Origin of the sequence: Streptomyces sp. SCSIO ZS0520, from assembly GCF_025643355.1 — a bacterium.
In the GTDB taxonomy this organism is placed as follows: domain Bacteria; phylum Actinomycetota; class Actinomycetes; order Streptomycetales; family Streptomycetaceae; genus Streptomyces; species Streptomyces physcomitrii.
In genome coordinates this window covers 5,631,126-5,654,941 of sequence record NZ_CP092644.1, presented here as the reverse complement: position 1 = coordinate 5,654,941, position 23,816 = coordinate 5,631,126, and the positions used below count along the sequence as shown (strand labels likewise).

At 74.2% G+C, this 23,816-nt stretch carries 19 protein-coding genes; 3 read left to right on the top strand and 16 right to left on the bottom strand.

The window, feature by feature from the left end:
* Positions 1-71: 71 nt before the first annotated feature.
* A complete protein-coding gene (locus MID12_RS22520) occupies positions 72-761 on the bottom strand; it encodes an antibiotic biosynthesis monooxygenase family protein (RefSeq protein WP_040253438.1) in 690 nt (229 codons plus the stop codon).
* Between the two features lie 69 nt (positions 762-830).
* Positions 831-2,300 carry an FAD-dependent monooxygenase gene (locus MID12_RS22515; RefSeq protein WP_263170310.1) on the bottom strand — a complete coding sequence of 490 codons (1,470 nt, stop codon included), beginning with the start codon at positions 2,298-2,300 and terminating at the stop codon, positions 831-833.
* A gap of 164 nt (positions 2,301-2,464) precedes the next feature.
* Here MID12_RS22515 and MID12_RS22510 point away from each other — a divergent pair, with 164 nt between their 5' ends.
* Positions 2,465-2,914 carry a nuclear transport factor 2 family protein gene (locus MID12_RS22510; RefSeq protein ID WP_263170309.1) on the top strand — a complete coding sequence of 150 codons (450 nt, stop codon included), beginning with the start codon at positions 2,465-2,467 and terminating at the stop codon, positions 2,912-2,914.
* A 180-nt stretch (positions 2,915-3,094) separates the two neighbouring features.
* On the opposite strand, the gene MID12_RS22505 is transcribed toward MID12_RS22510, so the two are convergent.
* The gene (locus tag MID12_RS22505) at positions 3,095-3,505 is read right to left on the bottom strand and encodes a pyridoxamine 5'-phosphate oxidase family protein (protein ID WP_040258142.1); all 411 of its coding nucleotides are present in this window, start codon (positions 3,503-3,505) and stop codon (positions 3,095-3,097) included.
* 304 nt (positions 3,506-3,809) lie between these two features.
* Here MID12_RS22505 and MID12_RS22500 point away from each other — a divergent pair, with 304 nt between their 5' ends.
* Positions 3,810-4,418 carry a TetR/AcrR family transcriptional regulator gene (locus MID12_RS22500; protein ID WP_052482553.1) on the top strand — a complete coding sequence of 203 codons (609 nt, stop codon included), beginning with the start codon at positions 3,810-3,812 and terminating at the stop codon, positions 4,416-4,418.
* Positions 4,419-4,459: 41 nt separating this feature from the next.
* Here the strand turns inward: MID12_RS22500 and MID12_RS22495 are convergent, their stop codons facing one another.
* Entirely contained in the window at positions 4,460-4,927 is a 468-nt protein-coding gene (locus tag MID12_RS22495; RefSeq protein WP_052482552.1) for an ATP-binding protein, read from the bottom strand.
* Between the two features lie 467 nt (positions 4,928-5,394).
* On the opposite strand from MID12_RS22495, the gene MID12_RS22490 reads away from it, so the two are divergent.
* On the top strand, positions 5,395-8,247 hold the full coding sequence (locus MID12_RS22490; protein ID WP_052482551.1) for a helix-turn-helix transcriptional regulator: 2,853 nt from the start codon (positions 5,395-5,397) through the stop codon (positions 8,245-8,247).
* Positions 8,248-8,257: 10 nt separating this feature from the next.
* On the opposite strand, the gene MID12_RS22485 is transcribed toward MID12_RS22490, so the two are convergent.
* The 12 genes from MID12_RS22485 to MID12_RS22430 all read right to left on the bottom strand — a co-directional run bounded on the left by MID12_RS22485 (position 8,258) and on the right by MID12_RS22430 (position 23,716).
* Positions 8,258-9,181 (bottom strand): thioesterase II family protein, encoded by a 924-nt coding sequence (locus tag MID12_RS22485; RefSeq protein WP_263170304.1) that lies wholly within the window; start codon positions 9,179-9,181, stop codon positions 8,258-8,260.
* A gap of 65 nt (positions 9,182-9,246) precedes the next feature.
* Positions 9,247-11,025, bottom strand: a complete 1,779-nt coding sequence (gene asnB, locus MID12_RS22480) for an asparagine synthase (glutamine-hydrolyzing) (protein WP_263170301.1) — start codon at positions 11,023-11,025, stop codon at positions 9,247-9,249.
* Between the two features lie 5 nt (positions 11,026-11,030).
* On the bottom strand, positions 11,031-12,815 hold the full coding sequence (locus tag MID12_RS22475; RefSeq protein ID WP_263170299.1) for a non-ribosomal peptide synthetase: 1,785 nt from the start codon (positions 12,813-12,815) through the stop codon (positions 11,031-11,033).
* Between the two features lie 102 nt (positions 12,816-12,917).
* On the bottom strand, positions 12,918-13,742 hold the full coding sequence (locus MID12_RS22470; RefSeq protein WP_263170297.1) for a fumarylacetoacetate hydrolase family protein: 825 nt from the start codon (positions 13,740-13,742) through the stop codon (positions 12,918-12,920).
* Entirely contained in the window at positions 13,739-14,824 is a 1,086-nt protein-coding gene (locus MID12_RS22465) for a hypothetical protein (RefSeq protein ID WP_052482549.1), read from the bottom strand. Before MID12_RS22465 ends, MID12_RS22470 begins: the two co-directional genes overlap by 4 nt.
* Before the next feature lie 38 nt (positions 14,825-14,862).
* On the bottom strand, positions 14,863-15,687 hold the full coding sequence (locus tag MID12_RS22460) for an alpha/beta fold hydrolase (protein ID WP_263170292.1): 825 nt from the start codon (positions 15,685-15,687) through the stop codon (positions 14,863-14,865).
* Positions 15,684-17,753 (bottom strand): phosphopantetheine-binding protein, encoded by a 2,070-nt coding sequence (locus tag MID12_RS22455; RefSeq protein ID WP_263170289.1) that lies wholly within the window; start codon positions 17,751-17,753, stop codon positions 15,684-15,686. Before MID12_RS22455 ends, MID12_RS22460 begins: the two co-directional genes overlap by 4 nt.
* Positions 17,750-18,511 (bottom strand): thioesterase II family protein, encoded by a 762-nt coding sequence (locus tag MID12_RS22450; protein ID WP_263170286.1) that lies wholly within the window; start codon positions 18,509-18,511, stop codon positions 17,750-17,752. Before MID12_RS22450 ends, MID12_RS22455 begins: the two co-directional genes overlap by 4 nt.
* Positions 18,512-18,516: 5 nt before the next feature.
* Positions 18,517-19,383: a class I SAM-dependent methyltransferase gene (locus tag MID12_RS22445; protein WP_263170282.1), complete on the bottom strand. Its 867-nt coding sequence runs from the start codon at positions 19,381-19,383 to the stop codon at positions 18,517-18,519.
* Positions 19,380-20,600 (bottom strand): cytochrome P450, encoded by a 1,221-nt coding sequence (locus tag MID12_RS22440; protein WP_263170280.1) that lies wholly within the window; start codon positions 20,598-20,600, stop codon positions 19,380-19,382. Before MID12_RS22440 ends, MID12_RS22445 begins: the two co-directional genes overlap by 4 nt.
* Complete coding sequence (locus MID12_RS22435) at positions 20,590-22,323, bottom strand: AMP-binding protein (protein ID WP_263170278.1); 1,734 nt, start codon at positions 22,321-22,323, stop codon at positions 20,590-20,592. The genes MID12_RS22440 and MID12_RS22435 overlap by 11 nt, the downstream gene beginning before the upstream one ends.
* An 841-nt stretch (positions 22,324-23,164) precedes the next feature.
* The gene (locus MID12_RS22430) at positions 23,165-23,716 is read right to left on the bottom strand and encodes an ATP-binding protein (RefSeq protein ID WP_263170276.1); all 552 of its coding nucleotides are present in this window, start codon (positions 23,714-23,716) and stop codon (positions 23,165-23,167) included.
* Positions 23,717-23,816 lie beyond the last annotated feature (100 nt).

Here is a 23,816-nt window from a genome sequence, read left to right as displayed (position 1 = left end):
GCGAACGCCCGGCCCCGTCGGGGGCCGGGCGTCGCCGCGGCTGGCCGGCCCGGAACTCCCGGGCCGGTGGGTCACTCGCCCGCGGCGCGGGTGTGCACGACCCGGTAGGTGTTGGAGTCCACCGAGGTGATCAGCGAGCGGACGGTGGCCTCGGCCTCCTTGCGCTCGGCCGAACGCTCGCCCTCCGGCTGGGAGTTGAAGGCGTCGTAGGCCTCCTTGCTCGCCCACTGGGAGTAGGCGACCACGAAGGAGCCTTCGAGGCCGCGGGCGGCCCGGCCCTTGAGGACGGAGTGCGAGCGGTAGCCGTCGACCTTCAGGAAGTGGTCCTGGGAGAGCGCCTCGACGAGCGCGTCCTGGTTCTCCTTCTCCACCCCGAAGACCGTGATGACGGTGTAGTCGTCGCGGTCCGGGGAGATCTCGGTGACGCCGTTCAGCTCCGGGGCGCGCTGGGTGTAGACGATGTCGTTCTGCAGCAGCCGGATCGAGGTGGTCATCTCGCCGAAGACCGGCAGCGTGCGGTGCTTGAACTCCTCGCCCGCGTACCGCTTTTCGAGGTCCTCGCCGCTGCGCCACTGGATGAAGTTCGCGGTGCCCGGCTGGTCGACGCCCGCGTGCACGGTGCTGGAGATCCAGCCCTCGTAGGTGGCGGCGTCGACGATCTTGCGCATCTCACCGAGCAGCTTCTCCTGCTTCTCGGGGGCGTCCGCGGTGAAGAGGTTGAGCACGGTCAGGTAGCCGTCTTCGGTGGAGATCTTGGGCATGCTGTCGTCGCTTCCTTCTCGGAGGGTGGGAGAGCAGGGGGTACGTGGCGGGGCGGGGCCCCGGGCGGCTCAGTCGGCGGCGCCGAACCAGTGGTCGAGGGCCTCCAGGAGCCCCTCGGCGCCCGAGCCCGCGGGGGCGACCCAGGCGACATAGCCGTCGGGGCGCACCAGCAGGGCGTCCAACTCGGCGCCGATGCCGTGGCTTTCGGCGGTGACGACCTCGACGCGGCCGGCGTGGCCCTCGGCCGCCTTGCGGGCCTCGGCGCTGCCGGAGAGGTCGAGCAGGACGCCCCGGCCCTCGGTGAGCAGGGCGAAGACGGTGGTCTTCTCGCCGCCGACGGCCAGCTCGCGGTCGGGCAGGCGGCGGCCGAGCAGCGGGTGCTCGCCGGGGACGGTGGAGTGCCGGATGTCGAGGCCGGTGACCATGCCGACCAGGTGCTTGCGGACCACCTCGTACCCGGCCAGCTCGCCCATCACGTCGACCAGCGGCTTCATCTCCTCGCCGCCGAGGTAGAGGCTGCGCTGGGCGAGGGTGTTGACGAGGATGCGGCGGCCGACCGGGTGCCGCTCCTCGTGGTAGGTGTCGAGCAGCCCCTCGGGCGCCCTGCCCTTCAGGTCCAGAGCGAGCTTCCAGCCGAGGTTGACCGCGTCCTGGATCCCGGCGCTCATACCCTGGGCGCCGATCGGCAGATGGATGTGGGCGGCGTCGCCCGCGACGAAGACCCGGCCGCTGCGGTAGGCCTCCGCCTGGCGGCTGACGTCGGTGGTGGAGCTGACCCAGTGCGGGGTGGCGCCGCTGATGTCCTCGCCGCACAGCCGCTGGAAGGCCTCGGAGGCCTCCTCGAAGGTGATCGGCTCGGCCGACTCGCGCAGCGGCTGCGTACGGTCGAAGTAGATGATGCGGCTGCGGTCGGGCCCGAGCGGCAGCACCATCACCATGCCGCCGGGGACCTTCTCGCCGATGAACCGCGGGCGCAGCTGGATCCCGGAGATGTCCGCGAAGCGCAGCTCGATCTCCGCCTCGCTGCCCGGGAAGCCGATCCCGGCGGCCTTGCGGACGACGCTGCGGGCGCCGTCGCAGCCGACCACGTACCGGCCGCGCAGCCGGGACTCGCCCTCGCCGGTGCGCACCTGGAGGGTGACGCCCTCGCCGTCGTCGTCGAGGCCGGTGACCTCGACGCCGCGGCGGATCTCGGCGCCCTTCTCGCGGGCCCACCCGGCGAGGACGCCCTCGGTGCGCGACTGCGGAATTCCGCGGGCCCCGTAGGAACCGCCCTCGACGATCTGGAAATCGAGCGGCACTCCGCCGAAATGCCCGAACGGGATGACGTCGACCTGACCGAAACGGGCGAGGAGTCCGCGCTGGCCGAATTCCTCGATGGTCCGCGCGGAGAAACCGAGGGCGCGGGACTGCTGGATCGGTTCTTCGAGCCTGTCGACCACGAGGGCCGAAATTCCGTGGAGCCCGAGTTCCCCGGCGAGCATCAGTCCCGTGGGACCGGCACCGACAATGATCACGTCCGCGTCAAAGTTTTCCATCTGCCCTCTCCCGACGGTGTTGCCTCATTCTTCCCAGGAATGCGGCAAGGGGTAAACAGTCGTCAAGTACAGGCCTTGGGGCGGCTACTACAGGCCTTCGACAGGAACGTCAGATCCGTGACAGGAAGCCTGGCAGGCCACGAATGGCGGGCAATCCTTCAGGTATGACGCCAAGCGAATCGACCGCCGAAATCGCGGGACTCCTGGACCGGTACCTGATCACCCTGGACGACGAGAAGCTGGACGACGACTGGACGCGGAGCCTGTTCACCGAGGACGCCTCGGTCACCTTCCCGGTCGGCGGCCACCAGGGCGCCGCGGGCATGGGCGCCTTCCACCAGCGCACCCTGGACGCCTTCACCTGTACCCAGCACATGGGCACCCACGCCTTCGTCGAGATCGAGGGCGGGGGCGGCACGGCCCGGCTGCGCGCCAACTGCACCTCGACCCATGTCCACCGGCCGGAGAACGCCGCGGAGCTGGGCCCGCTCTTCCGGACCGGCACCTTCGTGGACGGCCGCGCCCGCAGGACCCCCGAGGGCTGGCGGCTGTCCGCGCTGAGCTTCCGCCTGATGTGGAAGCACGGCACCCCGCCGGGCGGCGGGGGCAGGTAGCGCTCCGGCGCGGGCCCGTCCGCCGGGGGCGGGCCCGCGCCTCCTCCCCCGGCACACGGGAAGCGGGGCGCCGCCCGGGCGCCCCGCTTCCTCCGCGTACCGGTACGTCCCGCACGGATCCGTACGCGCTCACACCTCGCGTACGGATCCGCGCACGGCGGCCGAAGTACCCGCCCCCGCTCAGCTGTTGAGGCTCATCACCCGGTCCACGGCGATCTCGACCACGACCCGGCCCGGCGGATTGGGCGGCGGCGAGAGGTAGCGGGCGGCGTAGCGGCGGGCGCCCTCGGTGACCCGTACGGGGTCCTCGGACACGGTCGCGGCGCCCTCCAGGGTGACCCATTTGAACCCGGCGACCTGGCAGAGCGCGGCCCGGCCGCCCGGCGCCGCGAGCACATTGCGCACCTTGCGGGAGTCGCGCACGGTCATCACCCGGGCGAGCCCCGACCGCGCGTCCCAGGTGAAGCGGACGGCGACCACATGCGGGGTGCCGTCGGGGCGGAGCGTGGTCAGGGTGGCCAGGTGCGGCTCGGCGAGGAAGGCCTCCACCGAGGGCGTCACCCGCGGCGCGCTCGCCCGTTCCCGGGACATCGACATCGTGTACGTCCTTCCCTGTTCCCTTGGTTCCCCTGTCCGGTCCTGCCGCCGCGGACGGGCCGCCGGGTGCGACCGGTACCGACGGCGCCGACTCGGGCCACCGGTACGGGAATCGGACTCCGCTTCCGATATTTCAGTACAGGCGAGAGCGCGAAGGGGTGTCAACCACCGCCCGGCGGCCCGCGGTTGATCACCCAACCACCCCAAATCGTCCGCCGGGTGTGCAAGTTGGCCGATTGCCCGCTCCGCCGAGGGGCCCGGAGGGGGCATAGTAGAGTCAACCGGAAGGAGGTTCCGCATGGCGGCAGGCAGCGAGAAGACGACCGGCGCCGAGAAGGCGCAGAGCACCCGTCCCCGGCTCCGCGCGGACGCCGAGCGCAACCGGGCCCGCGTGCTCAACGCCGCGCGGGAGCTCTTCGCGGAGCGCGGCGCCGAGGTGTCCATGGACGAGGTGGCCCGCCGGGCCGAGGTCGGCATCGGCACCCTCTACCGGCACTTCCCCACCAAGGAGGCCATGGTCATCGCCGCGGGCCAGCAGCGCTTCGGGGAGATCCTGACCTACTACCGCACGGTCTGCCGCGACTCCGCCGAGCCGCTCCAGGCCCTGCATCTGCTGCTCACCCGGATCGCCGAAGTGGAGTCCCGCGACCGGGGGTTCGCCACCGCCGTCACCGAGGGCAGCCTCGGCTCGGAGGGCCCGCGCAGCCCGCTGCGGGAGGACCTCGAAGCGGAACTCATGGCGCTGATCGGCAAGGGCCAGGAGGGCGGCAGCATCCGCCAGGACATGGCGAGCGTGGACATCCTCTCGCTCACCTGCGGGCTGACCTCGATCGTGCACCGCCGCAGCGGGGACTGGCGCCGCTACATCGACATCATGCTGGACGGGCTCAAGTCCCAGGCGGCCTGAGGCCGTCGGCCGGCCCGCGGAAGCCGGGGAGGTACGGGGGCTCAGGCCGCCGCGACCGCGATCTCGGCCCGCACCCGGGTCCCGCGCTCCGTACGGTCCACATCGCAGGCGACCGCGTAGGCGTCGACGAGTTGCAGGCCCCGGCCGCAGCGCGCGCCCGCGTCCTCGGTGGCGAGGCGGGCGGCGGGGCGGTGCTTCCAGCGGCCCTCGTCGTCGACATGGACGGTCAGGGCGAAGTCGCTGAGCACGATCCGCAGGGTGACGTCCCGGCTGCCGCTGTGCAGCAGGACGTTGGTGACGAGTTCGGTGACGATGACGCAGGCCGCTTCCTGGGCGCTGCCGGGGAGGTCCCACTGCCGGGAGGTGTCCCTGGCGAACCGCCGCAGCAGGGGGACCGCTTCGGCGCTCACCGGCATCGAGCACAGCGCCTCGGTCTCCCGCAGGGCGGTCGCCCGCGGCGCGAGACGGACGGGAGCGGCGAGCGGACCCGGGTCCCTGACGGTGCTCATGTGTAGCTCCAGATCTCCCTGACCGGGGTGAGTCGGGATGGTGGATTCACACGCTGACGGTGAAGGGCCGAAGGCCCGACTGCACAGGCACTCGGAAGGTGAGGGGGAGAGACCGGACCGCCTTGTGGGGAGACGGCCCGGACGCTCACCGACCGCGCCCGGCACCTTGATCAGGTCCCGGACACGTACCTGGGGGGTGGTGTCTCTACATTCGGGGCTGGCCGCCGGGCCACACAATCAGGGACACTGAACTACGGATACGCAAACAACTCCTGACCCCGCGGGTCTCCCCGGGGCGCCCCGCACCCGGGCGGGCCCGGTCCGCACCGCACGCCGCCCCGCAGGGGCCGCCCACCGGCCGGAAGACCGCGGTCAGGAGCACGGGAGGCGAGCGTGGCGACGGAGGGCAGGGACGTGAGCGTGCGGTGACCGCGAGTGAGCCTACCGCAGACCTCCGGCTGCGCCGCATGCTGGCCTCCCAGGGCAGCGCGCTCGGCCTCGCCCTGGTCGCCGGACGCGCCGGTACGGGCAAGAGCCGCCTCGTCGGACGCCTGCTCGAACTGCCCGACGCCCGCGGCCGCTCGGTCCTCGTCGTCTCCTTCACCGCGGGTGAGTCCGTGCTGCTCAACCGGCTCCCCGCGGCGGGCACGGCGCACGCGCTCGGCGAGGAGCGCCGGCTGCCCGCCGCGCTGCCCGGCCGCCGCGGTCAGCTCGCCCGCTCCGCCGGGGAACGCGTGCCGCCCGCCCGCCGCGGGCCCGGCGGCGAGGCGCGGGCCGCCGCCCCCGAGAAGAGCGCCGACGCCGCCCGGGCCACCGCGGGATCGCGCGATGTGCTCACCGCGCTCGGCGCCCTCGCCCACTCCGGCGGACCGGCCCTGCTGGTCGCCGAGGACGTGCACCGCGCCGACCCGTCCGCCCGCGCGGCCCTGCGCCAGCTGCTGACCCGCCCGCCCGCCGCGCTGACCGCCGTGCTCACCTACCGGCCCGAGGAACTCCCCGAGCGCGGGCTGCCGTTGGGCGCCCCGGTGGACTATCCGCCGGAGGCCGCGGTGATCCGCCTCGACCTCGGCCCGCTCAGCGAGGAGGCGCTGGCCGCCCACGCCGCCGAGGTGCTCGGGGAGCAGCGCTGCGCCCCCGGCTTCACCGCCCGGCTGCACGAGCGCACCGGCGGCGTGGCCCAGGTCGCCGCGGACCTGCTGCGCGCCCTCGACGACGGCGGCCGGGACCCGCTCGGCCCCGCGGACGTGGACGCGGCGGGCGTGCCGGTCCGCCTCGCCGAGCTGACCGCCGGGCGCACCGGCGCGGTGCCCGAGGAGTACCGCCCGGTGGTGTGGGCCGCGGGGGTGCTCGGCGAGCCCGCGCCCGCGCAGGAGCTGGCGGCCGTCGCCGGGATGGAGCTGCCCCGGGGCCGCGAGGCGCTGCTCGCCGCGGAGACCGCCGGGGTGCTCTGCGAGTTCGACCGCGGCCGCTACGGCTTCGACGTGCCGCTGGCCGCGCACGCCGTGCACGAACTGCTGCCCGGCACCGTGCGCGAGGACCTGCACCGCCGGGCCGCCCGGGTCCTCGGCCGCAGGCAGCCGGTGCCCTGGGCGCGGCTCGCCCGGCACCACCGGCACAGCGGCCGCACCCGGGACTGGCTGCGCGCGGTGGAGCGGGCCGCCGAGCAGTTCGCCGCGGGCGGCCGCCACCTGGAGGCCATCGCGCTGCTCGACCGGACCCTGGCCGCGCCGGAGATCCCGCAGCAGCACCGGGTGAAGCTGGCCCTGCTGCTCGCCCGCAGCGCCGTGATCGCGCTGCGCACCGACGAGACCGTGGGCGTGATGCGGCACATCGTCGACGATGTCGACCTGCCCGTGGAGGTACGCGGCGAGATGCGCCTCGACCTCGCCCTGCTGCTGTCCAACACGGTCGGCCTCGGCGAGGGCGGCCGCGCCGAACTCACCCAGGCGGCCGAGGAGTTGGAGTCCCGTCCGGATCTGGCGGCGCGGGCCATGTCGGCGCTCGCGATGCCGTACTGGCCGGGCCCGCCGCTGGCGGAGAACCTGCGCTGGCTGCGGCGCGCGGAGGAGGCCGCCGAGGAGAGCGGCAACCTCGCGGTGCAGATGGCGGTGGCCGCCAACCGGGCCACCGTGATGCTCAACATCGGCCACCCGGACGCCTGGCAGCTGGTCGACCGGCTCCCGCGCGACATCGAGGAACTGGCGGCACGTCAGCAGGTCGCCCGCGGCGTGGTCAACGCCATCGACTCCGCCTTCTGGCTCGGCGAGTACGACCGCGCCGCCGAACTCCTCGCCGAGGGCCGCGAGTTGTCCGAACGCACCGGTGCCATGGGGGCCCACCGCACCGGCCGCAGCACCGAACTCCTGCTGCTGCTCGCCACCGGCCACTGGCAGGGCCTCGGGGAGAGCGCGAACGCCTACGCCGCGGAGGTCGGCGAGACCCATCTCGCCGCCGTGGACGCCGACTTCGTACGCGCCGTCCTCGCCCTCGCCAAGGGCGACTGGAGCCGGGTCACCGAACTCACCTCCGGCAACGGCCCGTTGACCCGCTCCCCCGCCGTCCCGCTGGACGCCGCGAGCGCCATGCTGCGCATCCGCCTGGCCCTCGCCAAACGCGAGACCGAGGCCGCCGCCGAGGAGGCCCGCGGGGCCTGGGAACGGCTGCGCCGCAAGGGGGTCTGGGCCTGGGCCGCCGATCTCGCCCCCTGGGCCGTCGAGGCGCTGGCCGCCACCGGGCATCGGGAGACCGCCGACTCCTGGGTCGCGGAGTTCGCCGCGGGCGTCGAGGGCCTGCTCGTGCGCATCCCCCGGGCCTCCCTGGCCCGCTGCCGCGCCGCCCTCGCCGAGAACGCCGAGGAGCACGCCCGGGCCGCCGCCCTCTACCGCGAGGCGGCCGCCGCGTACGAGGAACTGCCGCGCCCCTACGAGGCCGCGCTCGCCCACGAGGGCGCGGGCCGCTGCGCGCTGGCCGTCGGCTCCGCCGCCGAGACCGACCGCGGCGTGGACGAACTCACCGGCGCCGCGAAGGTGCTCGACGACCTCGGCGCCGTCTGGGACGCCGCCCGGGTCCGCGCCACCCTGCGCAGCAACCACCAGGTCACCGACCGCCGCCCGCCGGGCCGCCCCGGCTACGGCGGCCAGCTCTCCCCCCGCGAACGCGAGGTGGCGGTCCTCGCCGGCACCGGCCTCACCAACCGCGAGATCGCCGAGACCCTCCACCTCTCCTCCCGCACGGTGGAGCAGCATGTCGCCCGCGCGCTGCGGAAGTTGGGCGCCCACTCGCGGCAGGACCTGGCGGCCGCCGGGGAGGCGGAGGAGTAGGGCGGGGCCGCTACCGGGGCGCCGGTCCTCCGGCCGGGCTCCCCGCGCCCTCGTCCGGCAGCCGGGGGGTGTCCGCCGTCCCCGTGGTGTCCGCCGTTCCCGTGGTGTCCGCCGTTCCCGTGGTGACGGTCGTCCCCGCGGTGACGGTCGTCCCCGCGGTGTCCGCCGTCCCCACGGTGGCGGTCGTCCCCGCGGTGGCGGTCGTGCCGTTCGCGGGCGGCGTCACCACGGTGCCCACGCGGGCGAGGAACTCCGGCGACGCCAGGACGTCGGTGTGCCCGCCGGGCAGGGCGGCGGAGGCGAATCCGCCGGTGGTCGTGGCGGCCCACGCGGCGATCCGGTCGTCGGCCGTGATCGGGTCCTCGTTGCCCCGTACCGCCAGTACCGGGCAGCGCAGCCGTACCCCCGCCGGGCCCGGGAAGGCGGTCAGCAGCGCGAGGTCCCACCAGGCGGTGTCGACGGCGATCGCCCGCCACTCCTCGTCGGGCACCTGCCCGAGGACGTCCTCGCCGATGCCCTCCAGATACGCCCGGGTCGCCTCGCGCGAGCGGGCGGCCTCGACGGGCAGCCGCACCCGGTCCGGGGCGTCCGCCCCGACGACCACCAGCGCGGCGACCTCGGTTCCGGTGGCCTGGAGCGCCGCGGCGGTGGCGTAGGCGAGGAAGGCGCCGAAGCTGTGCCCGAGCAGGACGCGCGGCGGCCCGGGCAGGGCGCGGATCCGGGCGGCGCAGGCGGCCACCAGGGCTTCGAAGGAGGTGGGGCCGGGCGGCGCGGCGGCCCGCCCCGGGTACTGGAGGGCGAGGAGCCGCGCGCCGGGCGGCAGGGCGTCGCGCAGCGCGCGGAACTCGCTGCCGAAGGCGCCCGCGCCGGGGAAGGCGACGACATCCCGGGGCGCGCCGTGCGCCTCCTGCACCACCGGGGCCTCATCCGCCACCGGGGCCGCGTTCCCTACCGGGGCCGCGTTCCCCGCCAGGGCCTCGTTGCCGTCCAGGGCCCCGTTCACCATCGCAGCCCCAGCTCGTCGACGATCATCGCGAGGCTGAGCGCGCTCAGCCGGAAGTCCCATTTGCCGCCCGCGGGACCGGGCGCCTCGTCCATGCAGGACGGCTCGAACACCCCGCTCGCGGCGACCAGTTCGCGCCAGCCGCGCCAGGTGCGCTCGTCGGCGACCGCGCTGAGGCCCTGGGCGGTGAACCCGCGCTTGGCCCGGTCGATCACCCGGTCCGGCACGATGCCCCGGTAGGCGGCCTTCAGTACGGCCTTGCCCTCGAAGTCCTCGACCTTCGCCGCGTCCGGGGTCCGCTGGGCGTGCTCCACCACCGCGTTGGCCAGGAAGGGGTAGCGGCCCTCCACCGAGTTCGCCATGAGCATCGCGTCGCCGTGGTCGCCGAGCAGATGCCCGCCGAGCTGTACGTGCACATCGGCCACCGACCGCAGCTGCGCCCGCGTCAGCGACCGCGCCTCGGCGTCGGTGAACGGGATCAGCCGCGTCCGCCAGAACTCCCGGCCGCGCACCGCCTCCCGGGCGGCGGCCGACAGATAACCGGCGCGGCGGGACTCGGCCGCGGCCGGGTCGGCCTCCCAGCCGAAGTCCGCCCGGCCCCAGGCGGTTTCGTTCTCGGGGTGGGCGGGGCGCTTCAGGCGCGGGGCGGTGTCGAAGGCGTAGGAGTCGTAGCCGAAGAAGAGTTCGTCGGCGCCCTCGCCGGAGATGACGCCCTTGATGCCCGCCGCGCGCACCCGCTCGGACAGCATCAGCGCCGCCACGTTGTAGGTCTCGCGCTGCGGCACGCAGCAGTGCCGCACCATCTCCTCGAACCGGTCGGCGATGTCCGCGCCCCGGCAGACGACCTCCTCGTGCTTGCTGCCCGCGGCGGCCACCACCTCGCGCTGGTAGTCGGCCTCGTCCAGCGCCGGGTCGTCGAAGACCACCGAGAACGAGCGGACCCGGTCGGAGAGAGAGGCCGCCTCCATCAGCAGCGCCGAGGAGTCGAAGCCGCCGCTGAGGTAGGCGCCGATCTCGACGTCGGCGTCCAGGCGGGCGGCGATCGCCGCGCGCACGCTCTCCCGCAGCTCCCCCGTGGACACCGGAGCGGCGCCGTCCGCGAGACCGGTGTAGCCGTCGCCGTACCGCCAGAACCGCTCGGTGCGCTGCCCCTCGGCGTCGCAGCGGACGGCGCAGGCCGGCTCGACGGCGTGCACCCCGCTGACCACGGTGCGCGGGGCGACGATATTGCCCAGCGAGAGGTACTGGTCGACGGCGCCCAGGTCGAGCCGCCACGGGCGGTCCAACACCCGTACCAGCGGCTTCAGTTCGGAGCAGAAGTGCACCCGGCCCTCGACGACCGCGAAGTACAGCGGGCAGATGCCGAACCGGTCCCGCGCCAGGTGGAGGACGTTCTCGGCCTGGTCGAGCACCGCCGTGGCGAACTGGCCGTCGATCCGGGCCAGTCCGTCCACCCCGTACCGCGCGAAGAGCTCGGGCACCACGGCCACGTCCACGCCGTTCACCGGCTCGATGCCCAACTCCCGCCACAGCTCACGGGCGTTGAACACCTCGCCGTTGGTGAGCGCCACGAACCGGCCGCCGCGGTCCTGGGCGGGCTGCCATCCGTCGGCGAGGCCGGTCATGCCGAGCCGGGCGAGCTTGGCCGACAGCGCCGGAGTGTCCAGCGAGTACGTCTCGTCGGGGCCGCGGTGGCCGAGCCGGGCGTGCAGCTCGACCGGGATCCCGCGGTCCAGCCGTCCGTCCGGGGCGAAGGTGCCGCTGATGCCGCACATGTCCGCTACACCGTGCCCGTCGGCAGCCGGTCGACGAGCGCCTGGAGGTTCTCGGCGCGCAGCACGTCCCGAACGCCCGCCTCGGCCCAGCCGAGTTCGCGGAGCCTGCCGACCAGGAGCAGCGTCGTGGCGGAGTCGCCGCCGATCTCGAAGAAGTTGTCCTCGGCGCGGACGTTCTCGACGCCGGTCAGCTCGCGCACCAGAGCCAGCACCTCGTCCCCGGCCGCCCGCGGCGCACCGGCGGTGCCCTCGACGGCGGCCGACTCGGGAGCCGGTCCTGCCTCGCGGCTGCGGCGCAGCGCCTCCCGGTCGACCTTGCCGTTGGGGGTGTACGGCATCCGCTCCACCCGCTTCACCACCGAGGGCACCTTGTACCGCTCGACCACCGACTCCAGGTGGGCGCGCAGCTCCCGCGGGTCGGCCTCGCCGACGTAGTAGCAGGCCAGCACCTCGGCCGCGGTCCCCTCGCCCTCGGTGCCCGCCACGGGCTCGGCGAGGACCACCGCCTCCCGCACCGAGGGCAGGCGGCAGGCCACCGCCTCGATCTCGCCGGGGTCGATGCGGTAGCCGCGCACCTTGAGCCTGCGGTCGAGGCGTTCGACGTAGAACAGCTCGCCGCCGCGGCGCTCCACGACGTCCCCGGTGCGGTAGACCGGGCGGCCGTCGGCGTCGCGGAAGCGGACGATGCCCTCCTTCGTCAGGTAGCCGACGCCCACGCTCCGCCCGAGCACCACGAGTTCGCCGCGCTCCGGGTCGTGCGCGCTCCCCCCGTCCGCGTCGGGGGCCGCGTCGGGCTCGGCACCGGGCGGCACCAGCGCGTACTCGCAGTCGCCGACGATCTCGCCGAGCGGCACCCCGTCGTGGCAGTCGGCCGCGTCCAGCGCAGGGGTCAGGAGATTGCAGACGGTCGTCTCGGTGAGCCCGTAGGCGTTGTGGAAGGCGGCGACGGCCGACCACCGCTGGACCACGGCCTGCCGGCACGGTCCCCCGCCGTTGATCACATGGACCAGCGCGCTGTCCTTCGGCGGCCGGGTCTCGGTGAGCGCGAACGGGGTGGTCTTGAGATGGGTGATCCGGTATCCGCCAAGGGTGGCGGCCAGTTCGGTGCCGGGGGTCAGCGCGTCCTCGCCGACCACGACGAGGCAGGCGCCCGAGGTGAGCGTCCACAGGATCTCGGTGATGCACCCGTCGAAGGTCAGCCGCGCGAACTGCAGGGTGCGGCAGCCCGGTCCGGCCTCCAGGCGGCTCACGTGGTCGGCCACCATCGGGGCCAGCGCCTCGGCGGCGACCAGCACGCACTTGGCCTCGCCGGTGGAGCCCGAGGTGAACACCGCGTAGGCGAGCTGCTCCTTGACCTCCCAGGGGGTCTCCAGGCCCGCGGCCCCGGCATCCGGCGCGGGCCGGGGGCGCCGGGTCCGCACCGGCCGCGGCACCAGGTCGACCGCGGCGGTGCCGCCGGGGCCACCCGGGTACGAGGTCACCGCCTCGACGTCCAGCGCGGCGAACTTCTTCTCCGTGGAGGCCTCGCTGTCCCGCGGGTCCACCACGACGAACGGCCGGTCGGCCCACAGGGCCGCGACCATCGCGACGACCGGCCCGGCGCCGCGGGTGCCGTCGATGCCGACGAAGCCGCGCGGGCCGACGAGGGTGTCGAGCCGGTCCGCGAGGCGCTGCGCCGCCGCGCCGAACTCGCGGTAGGTGAGCGCCCCTTCGGGGGTCTGGACGGCGAGGCTGTCGGGGAAGGTGTCGACGGCGCGCCGAATCGCCTGGGCCACCGGGGTGTCTCGCATGAGCAGGGTCGTCCTCATCCTCGATGTCGCTCGTCGATGTCGCTCGATGTCGCTCGATGACGGCAGATGCGGTGGGCCCCCGGCCGGGGGCCCGCGGCCGGGTCAGGTGACGGGGTGCCCGAGCCGCCCGACGCCGTCGACGACGGCCTCCACCCGGTCGCCGGGGTTGATCACCGCGGCGCCCGGGGTGCCGGTGCAGATCACGGTGCCGGGCGCGAGCGTGCGGCCCGCGGTGAAGTGCTCGACGAGGCGGCCCAGGTCGTAGCGCATCCCGGAGACCGGCGCCGCGGCGACCACCTCGCCGTTGCGGACGGTCGACACGGTCAGCGACCGCAGCCGCTCGTCCTCGAACTCGTCCAGGGTCACCAGCTGCGGACCGATGCTGCAGAAGGTGTCGAAGCCCTTGGACCACGGGATGTGCCGCGGGTTCTCGCGGATGGCGTCCTCCGCGGTGAGGTCGAGCACCGCGGTCACCCCGGCGACCACGTCCCGCCAGCCGTCGCGGGAGACGTTCTTGCAGGGGAAGCCGATGACGAGGCCGAGTTCGGCCTCGGCGGTCACCCGCGCGCTCTGCCGGGGCAGTTCGATGGTCCCGGCGTTGTCGATCAGGCAGCTGCCGGGCCGCAGATACGAGCCGGGGGCCGAGGTCGGCTGATCGGCGCCCAAGTCCTGGGAGTGGCCGAGGAAGTTGAGCCCGGCGCCCCAGATGTCACCGCCGTCCATGACGGTGGCCGCCCGCGTGAGGTCCAGCTCCGCTCCGGGGGCCTCGGCCAGCCGCGGTTCCACCAGCCGCGCCCGCCCCTCGGGGACGGCCAGGTCCACCAGCCGGGCGCCCGCGGGCAGGCCGTCCAGCCGCGTCCACCGCGCGCCGTCCGCGCTCGCGTACCGCTCGACCTCGTCGCCGTTCTTCCACCGTACGAATCTCATCGGGCCCCTCCTGCTGGTTGCCCCGGCCCGGTGGCCGAAGCGGTGGCACTGGTCGCGAGCCGGGACTTCGGCGCGATGCTGCGCGCGGCGAGGCCGACCTCGCCGCGGCCCGCCTCGTACCGGGCGATCCGGACGGCCTCCGCCATCACGGCCGCCTCGCCGAGCCCGAACTCCGCGCTGGTCTTCTCGACGAAGTCGAAGAGGCCCGAGTGCATGCCGATCACCCCGCCGAGCACCTGCATCCGGCGGTTCTCGGGGACGACGTCGAGCGTGCTGCGGCACAGCTGCGCGAGGCGGGCCAGCTCCTGGTAGCCGAAGCGGTCCTCGCCCTGCACCGCGAGGATGCCCGCGAGCGATTCGATGCTCGCGTTGCCCGCGCCGCGCCCGAGCCCGTCGAGGGTGGCGTCCACGATCGACGCCCCGGCCTGCGCGGCGGCCAGGCTGTTGGCGTTCGCCATGCCCAGGTTGTCGTGGCCGTGGAAGCCGACCGTGCCGGTCACCTCGGCGACCGCCCGTACGTAGCGCTCGACGTCGGCGGGGAGCATCGAGCCGTTGGAGTCGACGACGTACACGCCCGCGAGTTCGGCGGGGATGTCCTTGAGGAACCCGGCCAGTTCCTCGGCCGGGGTGTCGCTGGTCTTCATCAGGTTGAGGTACACCCGGTCGCACAGCTCGACCGAGGTGGCGAGGTAGTCGAGGACCTCGGGGACCCGGTGCGCCTCCACCCCGACCCGGACGAAGGACATGCCGTCCGCGCAGAGGGAGGCCAGCGTCGCGAGGCTGCTGAACTCGGGCTGGGCGAACATGCCCCAGGAGGTCGAGGTCAGCCGGGCGGCCGCGAGTTCGCACCAGCCCTTGAGATCAATGCTGCACGGCGGAGCGCCCTTGCGTTCGGCCTCGAAACCGAAACCGTGCCCGATCTCCACCAGCCGCACCGGTGTCCGGTCGAGCCCGGTCAGCAGCTCACCGACGAACTCCGCCTCGAACCGGAAGTCGACCGCGTAGCCGCCGTCGCGCAGCGTGGTGTCGAGCAGTTCCCAGGGCCGGCCGTCGTCGGCCGCCCCGTCCGGTGTCCCGTGCATCTCGTCCCCCTTGGTTGTGTGGGCCCCTGTCCGCCCGTTCATCGGTTCCGCGCACCCGCCCGCAGCAGCCGGACCGCCGACTCCTGCCAGGCCGACCAGGTGTGCCCGGCCACCGGGCACACCTCCAGGCGCAGCGCGCCGTCCGGAATCCGCCGCAGGAAGTGCTCCGTGCACCGGCGGGCCACCCGCTCGTCGAGATACGCGAGTGCCGAGGCGCGGGTACCGCCGCCCCGCCGGGGTGCCCGGCCCGCCACCGCCAGCGTGACGTCGAGCGACCGGCGGGGCACGAACCCCCGCCAGCCCTTGCGCCAGCGCAGCAGCGCCCGGAGCTGCCCGAGGGAGCGGCCCCGGCGCAGGGCCAGATAGACGCAGCCCGGCAGGAACTCGCCGCCCGCGTAGCCGGAGACGCACACCACCCGCTCCACCGAGTCGAGCGCGCTGCCCACGGCGAGCGCGAGATCGCACCCGGCGGAGTAGCCGACGACGGTGACCAAGTCGAGCTCCAGACCGCAGAGTTCGGCGACCCGGCGGACGTCCTCGGCCAGTGCCGCGGCGAGTTCCTCGACGCCGGTGCCGGTCTCCTGGGCGGACGTCCAGTCCGGGGTGACGAACACGGCCACGTCGTGCTCGGCGAGCAGCTCGGGCCCGGCCGTCTGCCAGCACTGGACGTCGTCGCCGCCGCCGATCCCGCCGAAGCAGACCACGGCCCGCGCGGTCTCCGCCCGGTCGAAGTCGCGGGAGACGGTGAAGCGCACGCCGAACCGCCCGCCGGACCGTCCCGCGGGGGTGCGCCGGTCCGCAGCCGTCGCGGTCGTGGCGACTGCCGCAGCCGTCGCGGTCGTCGTCGTGGTCGTGGTGGTCATGCTCCGAACACCTCCCCGAAGACGGAGTGCGCGACCGGGCCGAGGCCGGAGGCCGCCGCCGCCCGGGCGACGGCACCGTGGATCTCGGCCTCCGTGGTGGCCCGCTGGGTACGGACGGCCAGCCGCACCCGCGCCGAACCGGGCGGCCACTCCGCGCGGAGCGAGAGCAGCCCGGTGGCCCCGGCCGCCGTGACGAGTTCGGCCACCTGGTCCGCGGCCGGGAGGCCCCCTTCCGTACCGGCGCCGTGGTGGGCGACCGCACCGGCGCTCGGGTGGGCGTCCCAGGCTCCGGCCACCTGCCCGAGCAGCCGGGTGAGGACGGTGGTCCGGGCGTCGGCGGAGCTGCCGCCGGCGGTGCCCGCGTCGAGGACGAGGAACCCGGCGGTCCCCCACCCCACCGCGCGGTCCTCGCCCGCCTCGGCCCCGGCGGCGGCGACCGAGGCGACCAGTTCACCGAAGGTCGGGTGGTAGAAGAGGGTGGCCGGGTTCAGGGGGCGGCCCAGGGCCTCGGAGATCTCCTTGACCAGGTTCACCGCCTCCAGCGAACTGCCGCCCGACTCGAAGAAGTCGTACTCCTCGGGGTCCGCTCCCGCTCCGTACCGCGCCCGCAGCACCTCGGCGACCGCGGCGCGCACCGCCGCCTCGTCGGCGGGGCCGCCCGCGGCGCCCGCCGCGGAGGCCCCGGCCGCCAGTTCCCGGTTCAGCGCGGCCAGCGGCGCCAGGTGGGCCCGCGCACCGCGCAGGACCTCGGCGGCGGGCGTCGCGGGGTCGGCGGCGGCGAAGTCCTCCAGGACGGCGCGCAGCGCGCGCTCCACCCGGCGGAAGTCGGCGGCGGAGAGCCCCGCCATGCCCACCTGGGCGTGGACGTCCAGTGCCGTACCGGCGAAGGCGGACACGATGTCGACGTCCTCGACCGGTCCTGAGGAGATGAGGTCGTAGTGCCAGCGGGCCCCCAGGGCGTCGGTGCCCGCGAAGAAGTCCACCGGGAAGAGGTTGACGTTCGGGCCGAAGGAGCGGCGCAGGCTCCCGCTGCGGAAGCACTGGCTCCAGCGCTTGTCGCGGATGTCGGCGGCGATGCCGTCGAGGAACTCCGCCACCGAGGCGTCCTCGGGGCGGCGCACCACCAGCGGGAGGGTGTACGCGAAGCTGCCGAGCGGCTGCACCGCGGCGCGGGAGACGCCCGCGCGCGGCACGGACAGCTGCACCGCCGACTCGCCGGTGGCCGCGAGCAGCAGCACCGCCGTGTAGCCGCACAGCCAGGCGAGCGAGGCCTGCGCGTCCGGCGTCCCCGCGGTGCCCTGCTCCGCGCCCGGCAGCGCGAGCGGCCGCACCTGGCCGAGCCGGGCGACCCGGGGCACGGTCGACGCCCGCCGCTTCGGGCCGATGAGCACCGGCGCCGTCCGCCCGCCGTCGGTGCTCAGGTCGCGCACCCCGGCCTCGGCCTGCTGCCGCCGCGCGAACATGGCGGCGGCCAGCTCCCGGGAGTCCTCCCAGGTCGCGTACGGCCACATCAGCTCCCCGGCACCACCGGAGTCCTTGCTGTCCAGCGCGCGCAGATACTCCTGCCGGATCATGAACATGTGGAAGACGAGGCCGACTCCGTCGAGCACGGAGTGGTGCACGAAGACCGACCACACCACCGAGCCGTCGGTCAGCCGGTGCAGCCGGGAGAAGAGCGCGGCGCTCGTCGGCTCGGCCAGGGCGCGCCGGTCGCGGGACACCCGGACCGAGTCCGGCACCGGCTCGCCGGGCGGCGCCAGCGGCTCCACCTCGAACAGCCGCCGGCCCTCCGCGTCGTGCGAGATCCGGTCCCCGCAGCGGGCCCACACCGCGGCCAGCCGGGCGACGTCCAGCTCACCGTCGATGACGAACGCGGTCCCGGTACGGATTTCGAGCCCGCCGAGCAGCGTCTCCGCCACCCGCATCTCCTCGGCCTGCGCCGTGGGTTCCCTGTGCGCCGAGTGCTCCGCCGACGGTGGCGCCTCGGCCTCCGCCGACTCTGCCTCCGCCGCTTCGGCCTCCGTCGTCCCGGTCTCCGCCGCCTCGGTCTCCGCCGTCCGGGTCATCCGCGCTCACCCGCCGCGCACAGCTCCTCGATACGGCGGATCGCGGCGTTGCCCGCCACCAGGTAGTGCTCGGGCGCGCCGTCCGCCTCCACCACGGTGGTCTCCGCGAAGCCCCGCCAGTAGTCCAGGTCGCTCGCCGGTACGAAGGCGTCCTCGCTCCAGTGCACGACGGTGCGGGGGAGGTCCCGCTCGCCGCCCTCGCCGAAGTACCGCGAGAGCAGGCCCACGTCCTCGCGGAGCGTGCGCACCGCCAGCGCGGCGAAGGCCTCGTGCACCGGCGGCCTGCCGGAGCCGGCCAGCGCGGCGTTCATGATCGTGAGGATCTCCTCGTCGGGCATGGACGAGGCGTAGGCCCCGTACAGGCCCTCCTTGGCCGGGCGCATGCTCGACAGGACGGTGGTGACGCGCATCCGGTCCTGGAGCCGGGCGGCCACCGCGTCCGCCACCAGGGCTCCCATGCAGTGCCCGGTGAGGACCAGCGACTCGACACCGCGCGCGCCGAGGGCGGCGATCGACTCCTCCAGGTCCGCGCAGAGGTTCTCGATCGAGGTGGCCGCGGGCTCCGCGCGCCGCCGGTCCCGTCCGGGGAGGTGGTAGCGCAGGAAGGGGACCTCGCCGAAGGCGGTGGGCCACTCGGAGAACATCGGTACCCCCGAGCCCGCCTGCGGTACGCCGACCACGATCGTGCGCCGGCCGTCGAACCCGCCGCTGAACCGCTTCACCGGGTCCGTACCCGTGGTGCGTGTGCTGTCCGCCATGCCCTTCACCTCACCGTTCCGATGGCGACGCCGTAGAAGCAGGTCCGCAGCTGCTTCAGCGGCAGGTGCCGCAGCGAGGCGCCGAGCGCGCGCACGGCCAGGCCGTCGCCTTCCAGTCCGTAGTCGTCGCGGACGTGCTCGATCCCCGCGCAGGAGGCGTGCAGCTCGGCGCCGCTGCGGTAGGCGGCCTTGAGCCCGCCCTCGACCGCGCGGTTGCCGGGGTGCCACAGCTTCAGCAGCGGCGACATGAAGTCGGTGACCACCAGGCTCCCCGCGGGGCAGCCCACGCTGATCCCGTCCAGGTACCCGGCGACCTCGGCCGCCTCCAGGTGGTAGCTCAGCCCCTCCGAGACGACCACCGTGGGCAGTTCGGCTCCGGGCAGCTCCCGCATCCAGTCCCGCTGCCGGATGTCGACGGCGACGTTGGTGGCCCCGGCGCCGAGGCCCAGCTCCTCGCGCACGGCGACGACGGCGGGCAGGTCCACGTACACCCACTCCACCGTGGTCCCGTCGGGGAGCTGGCCGGACAGCCGCCGACTGCGGTCCTCCAGGCCGCAGCCGACCTCGACGACCCGCAGCCGCCGGTGGCCGCCGCGCCAGGCGAAGCCCGCGATCTCGAAGTCGTACAGCTGGGCCCGGACCACGCAGCCGCGCATGATCGTCTTGTTGAAGTCCGCCCAGTGGTCGGCGTCCCCGAGCTCGGCGGCGACCCGCTTGGCGACCACGTCGCGGAAGCGCAGCTCCGGCCAGAGTTCGTCCGCGCGCCCGCGCGCGAGCGCGGTCAGCACGGAGGTCGACTCGCTCGACCCGGCCGCGAAGACCCGCTTCGCCGCGCCCGTGGCGGGCTCGGTGTTCCTCGTCTCGGCACTCATCCGGCCATCCCGACCTCGGCGGAGGTGTACCCCCGCATGAACGTGGAGTGGAGTCGTTCGAAGGGGCCGGGCAGCGTCATCGCCCCGACCCGGGAGAAGAACCAATCGAGGTAGCACTCGATCTCCACCGCGGCCACCTGCGCCCCGATGCAGCGGTGCGCGCCCACCCCGAAGGACAGATGCGGCCGGGGATGCGGGGCCTCCGGCGCGAAGTCGGCGCCGAAGTAGGCCTCGTCGAAGTTGGCCGAGTAGTTCCACAGCACGACGAACTCGCCCTGCTTGATCTCCTGCCCGCCGATCTCCAGGTCGCACAGGGCGCGCCGCTGCACATAGGCGTTGGTCGACGTCCAGCGGAAGACCTCGGCGAGGAACCCGGTGCGGTCGCGCGCCCAGCTCTCCGCCAGCTCCTCGGTGTCGCGCCCGAGCACGTACTCGGTGAAGGAGGCGGCGGTGTAGGGCGTGGTGTCGTTGCCGCCGACGGTGACGTTGAGGAAGTTGTACAGGTACTCGTCCTGCTGCAACTGCTCCTTCATCTCCGCGAGGGCGTCCGCGCGTTGGGGCGGCGCCGCCACCGGGCACCCCGGGGCGGCCGCTCCCCGGGCGTTCAGCTTCATGATCGCGGTCAGCAGTTCAAGGTGCGCCTCCGCGCGCCGGGCGGCGGGCCGCTCCGCGTCGCCGATCCGGGGGTCGGCGTAGCCGATGAGGCGTTCGCTCAGGCGCACCAGGCGGGCGGCGTCGGCCGGTTCGATGGCGTAGGCGAGCGAGAGGAAGGAGACCGGGAGCTCTTGGAGCACCGCGCTCAGCAGGTCCCCGCCGCCGCCCGCCGCGAATTCCTGCGAGGCCTCGGTGAGCCGCTGCCGGGTCGCCGTGTCGGTGGCCTTCAGCATCGACCGGAAGAACAGCGGGCTGTGGATCTTCCGCAGCCGCTGGTGGCTCGGGTTGTCGGAGCAGATCAGCATCCGGTTGGAGGCGCTGTCGCTCTGCCCGTTCAGCGAGCCGCCGATGATCGTGCCGTCCTTCGAGGACAGCCGCTGGTCGAGATAGGCCTGCCGTACGTCGTCGTAGCCGAAGAGCATCCAGCGGCCGTACTTCTCGTCCCGCGCCACCGGGTTGTCGCGGCGGTGCCGGGCGAAGACCTCGGCGTACCCGTCCGTGACGAAGGTGGTCTCGTCGAGCAGGCTCTCGGCGGTCGCCGCCGTGGTGGTGTCAGTGGTCACCGGTCGACCTCTCCTGGATCAGGCGGGCCAAGTCGTCCAGATCGGGGGCCGAGAGGAGTTCCTCGGCCGTCAGCTCGACCCCTTCGTTCTCGGTGAGCGCGAGCAGCAGCATGGCCATCTGGAGCGAGCTGAAGCCCAGGTCGTACAGGTCCGCGCCGTCGGGCACCGGCCCGCCGTGGATCGACTCGACCTGCGCCACCAGGCGCGCCCGCACCGCCGGGTCGCCCGCGGGAGCCGCGGCCGGCGCGGTCGCGTTCTCGGCGGCCTCGCTCTCCAGGAGCAGGGCGGCGTCGTGCTTGCCGTTGACGTTCACCGGAATCTCGTCGACCGCGCGCACCCGGGGCACCGCGGAGGCCGGTCCGATCCGGCGCAGGGCGGTGAGGAACGCCGGGGTGTCCAGGGCGGGCGGCAACTGGACGAAGAGGATCGGCTCGCCCGCCTTCTCGGCCACCGCGGCCGCGACGGCGCCCGCGGCACGGGCGTTGCCCTCCAGCTCGGACTTCGAGGTGCGGACGCCGTTCACCTTCAGCACCCCGCCGGTACGGCGTACGAAGCCGAGGCGGCCGTCGGCGGCCCTGCTCACGACGTCACCGGTCAGGAAGGTCCGCCCGTCGTCGCCGAAGGGCGTGCACACCAGCCTTCCGTCGGCGTCGCGGCTCAGGTATCCGGCCGAGATCCCCTCGCCCGCGATCACCAGGCGCCCGGTGTCGGACGAGGCCGGAAGCGGCAGTGAACTCTCCTCGTCCACCAGGGTGGTGGTGATGCCGGGCAGCGGCCTGCCGAGCGGCATCACCGGGACCCCGCCGTAGTCGCTGGCGTGCTCCGCCGGATCGATCTCGTGGCCGGTGCAGGCCACCACGCCCTCGGCCGGGCCGTAGAGGTTCACGAAGGACGCGGTGCAGCCCGACTTGAGGATCGCGGAGACCGAGTCGGCGTACAGCTCGCTGCCGCCCGAGTACAGGATCCGCAGCGAGTTGAAGGCGCCGGGGGACATCCGCGCGGCCGAGTTGACCAGCGTGGCGGGCGCCAGCATCACGGTGACGCCGGTGCGCCTGAGCGTCGCCTCGACCCCGTCGCGGAAGACGTCCTCGAAGCGGGGCAGCACCGTCACGCAGCCGCCGCCGAGCAGGGTCCGTACCACCTCGAAGAGATAGGTGTCGAAGCCCGCGCTCGAACAGTGGGCCACCCGCTCGCCGGGCTCCAGCGGCGCCAGGCCCGCGTTGCCGGTGAACCAGCGCAGCTGCCGGCCGGTCTGCAGGATCGCCCGCGGGGTTCCGGTGGTGCCGGAGGTGAAGAGGATGTTCGCGCTGTCCTCGGGCAGGTTCCCCGGCGACGGCGACACGGTCACCTCGTCGTCGTGGACGCGCAGCCGGGGCGAGAGCAACTCCGTCGCGCCGCGCAGGAATTCCTCGGGGCGCCGGGTGTCGAGGGCGCAGTAGCAGGCTCCCGCGTGCTGCGCCGCGAGGAAGTTGACGATCTGTCCGACGCCGCGTTCGGAGGAGTCGGCGACCACGTGCCCGGCCAGCGCCCCGCCGCTCCGGTCGAGCCAGCGCGCGCTGACGGCCCGCGCCCGCTCGGCCAACTCCTGGTAGGTGACGGGCGGTTGATCCACGGTCCCCGGTGCTCCCGGCACCAGGACGGCGGGCTCCGGCGCGTGCCGGGAGACGGTGTCCATGAACCGCGTCCACAGCGAGGTGTGGACCTGGGGCAGGGTGGCGGTCACCGTTCTGCGGTCTCGCCCGTGCGGCGGTCGGCCTGCCCGGGGCGGGCCGCGGCCGGCCGGAGTGACCCGGCCCGCACGGTGCGGGCGCCGCCCGCCGATGCGAGCGCGTGCGCGCACACCCCGATGTCGGAAAACATTGCTCGACCCCCGTCGAAAAGTGTTGCCCCAGCAAGAAATCCAGCCACCGTGCCCGTCCGCGCCGACGGCAGCGCCCACTGCTCCGCTGCGCGCCACCCGCCGGGGAGACCCGCCAGGAAGAGCTGTGAGGTGAGCCCCGACGGCGCCGCGGCGCCGACCCGCTGGCGAGTCCGAACTGGTGAACTCCCGCAGATGCTAGGCAGGCCGCGACCACCCCGTGAGGCCCGCGACCCAACTGTGATCTTCTCAACATGGGCCGCGGTATCGCGGGTCGGCGGTCCGCGTTCCCACCCGTACCGGGGTGCCGTCGACGAATGCGCCACCAACCCCGCATTACGACCGGGGAGCGCTCTGACCTGCGGTTTCATCAGGTGCCGCGAGCGCGATCGAAGGCGCGGTACACCATCGCGAGGGCGGTTCCGCCCCTCCCGGCCGTGGAGCGGGCGACTCTCCCCGGTTGACCGCGCGGCTCCCCTCGGCGGAACCAGCGGCTCCCCTCCACGGAACCGACGACCGGGCCGGGTCCTCTCCCGCGGGACGCGCGGATTGCCCCCCGTCGGACGCACGGCTCGCCTCCGCCGGACGAACGGATCGCCCCCGTCGGACGGGTGGAAGCGGGCGAGGCGGCACACGGGCAGGCCTCAGGAGGGAAGGGGAGAGGGAGGGGCGAGGAAGGCGTCAACCGCCCTCCGGCGGCCCGCAGTTACTCCTCCCCCGGCTCCTCTCGCTTCTGACGCTTCTCGCGCTTTTCTCGCTTCTGTCGCTCCGCGGATTCCTCCGGTTCTTCCCGCCTCTCCGGTTCTTCCCGCCGCTCCGGCGCCTCCGGTACCGACTGGGACAGCCGTGCCCAGACCGTCTTGCCGAGGTCCCGTCGCTCGCGGTGGCCGAGCCCGTCCGCGACCGCCGCGACGACGAGCAGACCGCGCCCGTACTCGTCCTCCTCGTCCGGCGTCTTGCGTTGCGGCATACGGGAGTTGGCGTCGGAGACCTCGACCAGGCAGCCGTTCTCGATCCGGATCAGCCGCACCTCCCAGCGGCGCCCCGCGACCCTGCCGTGCACGAGTGCGTTGGTGGCCAGTTCACTGGTGACCAGCACGACCCGGTCGATGTCCTCCCGCGCGTATCCCCACCGTTCCAGGACCTTCCCGACCTGGCGCCGGGCCAGGGCGACGGAGGCGGACCGGGCCGTGAACTGCCGGTACCACTCCTTGGCCTCCCCCTGGGTCGCGGCCTCGCGCCCACCGGTGATCTCCACTGCCGCACCTTTCTCTCGGTGAGGAACCCTTCCCAGGATGGAGTGCCGCCGGCCGGACTCGCCAGGGGTTCCGGGGGTGACAGGACGTCGCGGTACGCGC

Coding starts and splice junctions, on each gene's coding strand:
- MID12_RS22520 (WP_040253438.1), bottom strand. CDS start 761: ATGCCCAAGATCTCCACCGAAGACGGCTACCTGACCGTGCTCAACCTC.
- MID12_RS22515 (WP_263170310.1), bottom strand. CDS start 2,300: ATGGAAAACTTTGACGCGGACGTGATCATTGTCGGTGCCGGTCCCACG.
- MID12_RS22510 (WP_263170309.1), top strand. CDS start 2,465: ATGACGCCAAGCGAATCGACCGCCGAAATCGCGGGACTCCTGGACCGG.
- MID12_RS22505 (WP_040258142.1), bottom strand. CDS start 3,505: ATGTCCCGGGAACGGGCGAGCGCGCCGCGGGTGACGCCCTCGGTGGAG.
- MID12_RS22500 (WP_052482553.1), top strand. CDS start 3,810: ATGGCGGCAGGCAGCGAGAAGACGACCGGCGCCGAGAAGGCGCAGAGC.
- MID12_RS22495 (WP_052482552.1), bottom strand. CDS start 4,927: ATGAGCACCGTCAGGGACCCGGGTCCGCTCGCCGCTCCCGTCCGTCTC.
- MID12_RS22490 (WP_052482551.1), top strand. CDS start 5,395: ATGCTGGCCTCCCAGGGCAGCGCGCTCGGCCTCGCCCTGGTCGCCGGA.
- asnB (WP_263170301.1), bottom strand. CDS start 11,025: ATGTGCGGCATCAGCGGCACCTTCGCCCCGGACGGACGGCTGGACCGC.
- MID12_RS22475 (WP_263170299.1), bottom strand. CDS start 12,815: ATGCGAGACACCCCGGTGGCCCAGGCGATTCGGCGCGCCGTCGACACC.
- MID12_RS22470 (WP_263170297.1), bottom strand. CDS start 13,742: ATGAGATTCGTACGGTGGAAGAACGGCGACGAGGTCGAGCGGTACGCG.
- MID12_RS22465 (WP_052482549.1), bottom strand. CDS start 14,824: ATGCACGGGACACCGGACGGGGCGGCCGACGACGGCCGGCCCTGGGAA.
- MID12_RS22460 (WP_263170292.1), bottom strand. CDS start 15,687: ATGACCACCACGACCACGACGACGACCGCGACGGCTGCGGCAGTCGCC.
- MID12_RS22455 (WP_263170289.1), bottom strand. CDS start 17,753: ATGACCCGGACGGCGGAGACCGAGGCGGCGGAGACCGGGACGACGGAG.
- MID12_RS22450 (WP_263170286.1), bottom strand. CDS start 18,511: ATGGCGGACAGCACACGCACCACGGGTACGGACCCGGTGAAGCGGTTC.
- MID12_RS22445 (WP_263170282.1), bottom strand. CDS start 19,383: ATGAGTGCCGAGACGAGGAACACCGAGCCCGCCACGGGCGCGGCGAAG.